We start from the raw sequence: 6,236 nt of genomic DNA, 5'->3' as shown, positions 1-6,236 counted from the left end.
GGATAGACCCATCCCCACCCCAGCCCTCCCCTTGAAGGGGAGGGGGCGGCCGTGCAGCACTCAACGTGACATCACCTGCTTGTTTGCCACATTGATAATTGCGCCGGCCCCCCGTCCGGTCGTGATCAGGCCGTCGCCGGGATCCAGCGCGCCGGGTCGATCTGCCACTGCGCGAAATCCTCGTGCTCGACGATCGCGTCCGACGAGTCCGCGAGGTTCAGCTCGCGCGGCGTCGTGTAGCAGCGCTGCTGGAGGTCGAAGATCACCAGCACGCGCGGCTTGAGCAGGTTGTCCGGGTTCTGCTCCTGCACCACCGCGAGCGCCTTGCTCTGCAGGCTCACGAGCGAGCCGGTGGGGTAGATGCCGATCGAGCGGATGAAGGCGTGCACGAGCTTGGGCGCGAAGTGGAACTTGCTCCATTCGAGCAGCTTGCGCAGCGCCAGCGTCGGCGGCATGCCCTGATGGTAGACGCGGTTCGACGTGATCGCGTCATACACGTCGACGATCGCGGCCATCTGCCCGTACAGGCTGATGCCGTCGCCGGCGAGGCGGTTCGGGTAGCCGGTGCCGTCGAAGCGTTCGTGGTGCTGCGCGGCGACGGCGAGTGCGATCTCGCTGATGCCGGGCGTGTTCTGCAGGATGATCTTGCTCTGCACGACGTGTGACTTCATTGCGTCGAACTCGGCGTCGGTGAGCTTGCCCGGCTTGTTGAGGATGTCCTCGGGCACCTTGGCCTTGCCGACGTCGTGCAGCAGCGCGCCGATCGAGATCTCGTGGATCACCTCGCGCGGCAGCTCCAGCGTGCGTGCGAAGCTCGTCATCAGCGCGCACACCGACACCGAATGCATGAAGGTGTAGTCGTCATGGTCCTTCAGGTGCAGCAAGGGCAGCAGCGCGTCGGACTTGCGGAAGATCGACGCGACGATGTTCTCGACCAGCGGTTCGATCTTCTCCAGCTCGATCTGCTTGCCGAGACGGACGTCACCCATCATGTCGCGCACGATGCGGCGCGCTTCGCCGTGCAGGCGCCGCGCACGATAGCGCTCGGCCTCGGGCGAGATCGCCAGCTCCTCGGTCGGCCGCGTCGTCGCGATGCGGTCCAGCGTGGCGTCGACTTCGCGCGCGGCCTCGTCCGCGCTCGGCGCGTCGGCCACGTCGCCGCCGCGCGCGGTGTCGATGTAGAGCTCGCGCACGCCGATCGCGCGCACGCGTGCCAGCGTCGCCGCGTCCTTGACGAGGAAGCGGCTGAGCACGAAATCGTGGTCGATCCAGTCGCAGTTCAGGTCGTGGATGAACATGCCCCGCGCGAGCTGTTCGATGCGTATCAGTTTGATCATCTGCAGGAGACGGTGCGGGACGGCGCGTGGTTTGTGGGGCAGTTTCGATTTATACCGCATATCGGTGGTGCCGCGCGACCGCAGCCGCGCGCGGCGGCGTCTGCGCCGCGCTGCCGGGTACGGGCCGTTTGCGGCTAAAGTGGCGCTAACGCGTCCGCACACGCCCCCCGCGTGCGCGTGCGCAACCCTTGCCCCGAGGTCCTCTCGCATGCCTGCTACCCTGCCTCTCGACCTGCCGGCCCTGCTCGCCGCGCGCGAGCGCATCCGCGACGCCATCCTGCGCACCGTGCAGTGGCAGAACGACCCGCTCTCCGAGGAGCTGGGCGTGCCGCTGCGCCTCAAACTGGAAAACCTGCAGCGCACCGGCTCGTTCAAGCTGCGCGGCGCCACGCACAAGATCGGTCGTCTGCTCGCGGGCGAGCATCCGCCCACCGGCGTCGTCGCCGCGTCGGCAGGCAATCACGCCCAGGGCGTCGCGCGTGCGGCCGCCCAGTGCGGACTGCGCGCCGTCGTCTGCATGCCCGTGAACGCGCCGCTGACGAAGATCCAGTCGTGCCGCAAGCTCGGCGCCGACGTGCGCCTGGTCGGCGAGACGCTGGAAGTCGCGACCGACGAGGCCCTGAAACTGGCGCAGGCCGAGGGTCTCACCTTCCTCCATCCTTACGACGACTGGGACGTCATCGCCGGGCAGGCGAGCTGCGGCCTGGAGATGCTCGAGGACGCCCCCGACATGACGGTCGCGATCGTGCCGTTGGGCGGCGGCGGGCTGATCTCGGGCATCGCGCTCGCGCTCAAGCTGCAGAATCCGGCGATCCGCGTGATCGGCGTGCAGACCGAGACGGTCGCGCCGTGGCGCACCTTCCTGCGCGACGGCGTGCTGGAGGAGGTGCCGCCCGGCGCGCACACGATCGCCGACGGCATCAAGGTGAAGCGCCCCGGCAAGCTCACGCGCCAAGTCATCGCACGCTATGTCGACGAGATCGTCACCGTCGATGACAACGCCATCGCCGAAGCCATCGTCACGCTGCTCGAACGCACCCGCACGATAGGGGAGGGCGCCGGCGTCGTCGGGCTCGCCGCGCTGATGCAGAAGAAGATCGCGCTGCGCCCGGACGATCGGGTGGTGGTGGTGATCTCGGGCGGCAACGTCGACATGACCCTGGTCGGGCGCTCGATCGACTACGGCCTCGCGTCGAGCGGGCGGCTGATGTGTGTTGCGGTGACCATTTCCGACGCGCCGGGCCAGTTGCTCGCGGTGCTCAAGACGGTCGCCGACCTGGGCATGAACGTGCGCCACGTCGAACACCGGCGCGGCGAGCTGCATGTGCCCGTGGGCATGACCGAGGTGATCCTGCAGATGGAGACGCGCGACTTCGAGCACCAGGACGAATTGCGCGTGCATTTCGCGCAGCAGGGCCTGCGCGTGCGCAACCTGCTCGGCGGCTGAGCACGGGAATAACGGCCGACGGGGAGGCGGCAGAAAGAAAAACGGGACGACCGGAGTCGTCCCGCCAAATGGCCTCCATCGGCCAAGGGTTACGCATTTAGCCCTGCCATTATAGGGCCATATTCCCCAGACCGCCGGCCTTCTAATAGGTTCCCGGTAGATTAAATTTTTTGAACGCGCTGCCCTCCGCGTGCGGCGGTTGCGGCGGCCGGCGACTGCTAGAATTCACGGTTTCTTTATTCGCCGATAACAGGAAGCTTGCCGTGCAGATCGTCTGTCTCGACCTCGAAGGTGTGCTGGTCCCCGAAATCTGGATCGAATTCGCCGAGCGTACCGGCATCCCGGAACTGCGCCGCACGACGCGCGACGAGCCGAACTACGATACGTTGATGAAGTACCGGCTCAAGATCCTGGCCGAGCGCAAGCTGGGCCTGCCCGACATCCAGGACGTGATCGCCAGCATGGGGCCGATGGCCGGTGCGCGCGATTTCCTCGACGACCTGCGCGAGAGCTACCAGGTCGTGATCCTCTCCGACACCTTCCAGGAGTTCGCCAAGCCGCTGATGAAGCAGCTCGGCTGGCCGACCCTGCTGTGCCACCGCCTCGAAGCCGACGCGAATGGCGTGCTGGTGAACTATCACCTGCGCATGCCCGACCAGAAGCGCGAGGCCGTGAAGCGCTTCAAGGAGCTGAACCTCACCGTCGTCGCCGCCGGCGACTCGTACAACGACACCGCGATGCTCGGCGAGGCGCACGGCGGCATCCTGTTCCATCCGCCCGAGAACGTCATCCGCGAGTTCCCGCAGTTCCCCGTCACGCGCAGCTACGCCGAGCTGCGCCGCGAGATCGACAAGGCCTTCGCGCGCGTCGCGTAATCCGATGCACCGCGACCGCTTCTACACCCTGTCGGCGTCCTGTCCCGACCGCGTCGGCATCGTCGCGCGCGTGTCGGGCTTCATCGCCGAGCACCGCGGCTGGATCCTCGAGACCTCGCTGCACGCCGAACCCCCCGCGGACGGCGCGGCGGTGGCGCGCTACTTCATGCGCATCGAGATCAAGGCCGACTCGCTGCCCTTCCACCTCGCCGAGTTCCGCGAGCGCTTCCGCCCGATCGCCGAAGAGCTGGAGATGGACTGGAGCATCACCGACTCGGCGGTGAAGAAGCGCGTCGTCGTGCTGGTGTCGAAGCAGGAGCACTGCCTCTACGATCTGCTCGCGCGCTGGCAGTCGAAGGAGCTGGACATCGAGATCCCGTGCGTGATCTCGAACCACGACACCTTCCGCGGCTTCGTCGAATGGCACGGCATCCCCTTCCACCATGTGCCGGTCACCGCGGACACCAAGGCCTCCGCCTATGCCGAGGTGCGGCGCATCGTCGAGGAGGTGCGCGGCGACACGATCGTGCTCGCGCGCTACATGCAGGTGCTGTCGCCGGAGTTGTGCGCCGCCTATCCGGGGCGCATCATCAACATCCACCACAGCTTCCTGCCCAGCTTCGTCGGCGCGAAGCCCTACCACCAAGCGTGGGCCAAGGGCGTGAAGCTGATCGGCGCGACCTGCCACTACGTCACGTCCGAACTCGACCAGGGGCCGATCATCGAGCAGGACGTGATCCGCATCGACCACTCCGACTCGGTCGAGGACATGGTGCGCTACGGCAAGGACATCGAGAAGACCGTGCTCGCGCGCGGCCTGCGCTACCACCTCGAAGGCCGCGTGCTGCTGCACGGCAACAAGACGGTGGTGTTCCGCTGAGCTGCGCCGGACGGCGGCCACGCCGTCCGGCGCACCGTTGCCTCAGGCGGTGCGGAAGTTGCTCACCACCTGACGCAAGGCGGCTGCGGTGTGCGCCGAGTCTTCGGCCGCGGCGGCCATGTGAGCAATGGTTGCGCTGGTGTGCTCGACTGCCTGCGAGATCGCTTCCATGCCGTTCGCGGTCTGCTCGGCGACGACGCGCTGCTCCTTCGTCGAGTGCGCGATATCTTCGGACAGCGACGAAACGCGACCCGCAGCCGCGACGATCTGCGTGAATGCCTCCTCGAGCCGGCCGATCTTGTCGGCATCCTCGGCGACGTCGGCATCCACCGCGCGCATGGCCTGCACCGCCGAGGCGGCCTGCTGTTCCACGCCGCGCACGATGTTCGAGATCTCGGTCGTGCTGTGGCCGGTGCGCTCGGCGAGCTTGCGCACCTCGTCGGCCACCACCGCGAAACCACGCCCCGCTTCGCCGGCACGCGCGGCCTCGATGGCGGCATTGAGCGCGAGCAGGTTGGTCTGGTCCGCGATCTCGCGGATCACCGTGGAGATGGCGTTGATCTGCTGGATGGAGCTCGACAGGGCGCTCACGGCCTGCGTCGCGTCGGCCGAGGCATGCTGGGCGCGTTCGGTGGCAACGCGGCTCTCGCGCATCAGCTGACTGCCGCGTTCCGCCGCTTCATGGGCGCTGTTGGCGGCCTCGGAGACTTGCGCCGAGCCGGTCGAGATCTCGCCGACGGAGACGGTGAGTTGTTCCATCGCAGCCGTCATCTTCATGACCTCGTCGGACTGCATCTGCGCGCGGTCGTGGATATCCTGCGCGCTGGTGCGCACGTTGTCCGAGGCTTCGGCGACGCGGTCCGATCCGCTGCGCACCTGCGCCAGCGTGCCGCCCAGCGTCTCGAGCGAGGCGTTGATGGCGCGTGCCATTTCCCCCAGCTCGTCGCCACTGCGCACTGTGCTCTTGGCCGTCAGGTCGCCCTGCGCGACCTGCGCCAGGGCGCGCTGCACGTCCGCGACGGGACGGGTGATGGCGCGGATGATCAGCGTGGTGAAGATCGCGAGCAGCACGACGGCGCCGCCGACGAGAATCGTGGCGTACCGGTTCAGCTCGCGCTCCATGCGCGCGGCCTCGTGGTAGACCTGCTCCACCTCCTGGGTGCGCAGGGCGATGAGTTCCGCGAGGGGCTTGGAGACGCTGGTGATCACCGGCGGCCAGTCCTCCTCGAGGATGGCCGTGAGCAGTTCCTTGTCATTGCTCGACGAGTAGGCGGTATCGAGCTTGGCGAAGAGTCCGGGCAGCGTCGCGAGGCCCTGTTCGAGCTTCGCGGTCAGCGCCAGCTCGTCCGTTTCGTCCGTACCGGTCGCGGTCATCCGGCGGTAGTCGGCCCACAACTGGGGGAGCGCCTCGCGCGCTTCCGCGAGATGGCGGCGCGAACCCGGTGCAGGCATCTGGTCGGTAATGACGCCGGCGATGCGGAAGCGCACCTCTCCGAGCTGGTCGCTCACCGTCTGGATCTTGCGCAGCGGGATGACGTTTTCTTCATACACCCGGCGCAGTGCTTCGGTGGAGGACGCGTTGCCATAGAAGAGCATGGCCGCGATGGCGACGATCATCACGAGGGCAAAGGCCGCCAGGGCATAGAGTTTTGCCTTCAGCGAGAGTGTCGTACGCATGGGTATTCCTGAAAAGAAAA

The 6,236-nt window shown here is 67.2% G+C and carries 5 protein-coding genes; 3 read left to right on the top strand and 2 right to left on the bottom strand.

The window, feature by feature from the left end:
- Positions 1-125: 125 nt before the first annotated feature.
- Positions 126-1,337, bottom strand: coding sequence for an HD-GYP domain-containing protein (locus GPA27_RS22920; protein ID WP_169142744.1), 1,212 nt, complete (start codon positions 1,335-1,337; stop codon positions 126-128).
- Positions 1,338-1,545: 208 nt separating this feature from the next.
- Here GPA27_RS22920 and ilvA point away from each other — a divergent pair, with 208 nt between their 5' ends.
- The 3 genes from ilvA to purU all read left to right on the top strand — a co-directional run bounded on the left by ilvA (position 1,546) and on the right by purU (position 4,539).
- Positions 1,546-2,784: a threonine ammonia-lyase gene (gene ilvA / locus GPA27_RS22915; RefSeq protein WP_169142743.1), complete on the top strand. Its 1,239-nt coding sequence runs from the start codon at positions 1,546-1,548 to the stop codon at positions 2,782-2,784.
- A gap of 263 nt (positions 2,785-3,047) precedes the next feature.
- Positions 3,048-3,659, top strand: a complete 612-nt coding sequence (thrH, locus tag GPA27_RS22910; RefSeq protein WP_169142742.1) for a bifunctional phosphoserine phosphatase/homoserine phosphotransferase ThrH — start codon at positions 3,048-3,050, stop codon at positions 3,657-3,659.
- 4 nt (positions 3,660-3,663) lie between these two features.
- Positions 3,664-4,539: a formyltetrahydrofolate deformylase gene (gene purU, locus GPA27_RS22905; RefSeq protein ID WP_169142741.1), complete on the top strand. Its 876-nt coding sequence runs from the start codon at positions 3,664-3,666 to the stop codon at positions 4,537-4,539.
- Positions 4,540-4,581: 42 nt separating this feature from the next.
- Here purU and GPA27_RS22900 read toward each other — a convergent pair whose 3' ends face one another.
- Positions 4,582-6,216: a methyl-accepting chemotaxis protein gene (locus GPA27_RS22900; protein WP_169142740.1), complete on the bottom strand. Its 1,635-nt coding sequence runs from the start codon at positions 6,214-6,216 to the stop codon at positions 4,582-4,584.
- Positions 6,217-6,236: the final 20 nt, after the last annotated feature.

This window comes from Aromatoleum toluolicum (assembly GCF_012911005.2).
GTDB classification, from domain to species: domain Bacteria; phylum Pseudomonadota; class Gammaproteobacteria; order Burkholderiales; family Rhodocyclaceae; genus Aromatoleum; species Aromatoleum toluolicum.
The sequence above is the reverse complement of the archived record's forward strand: the minus strand, read 5'-3'. Positions and strand labels throughout refer to the sequence as shown.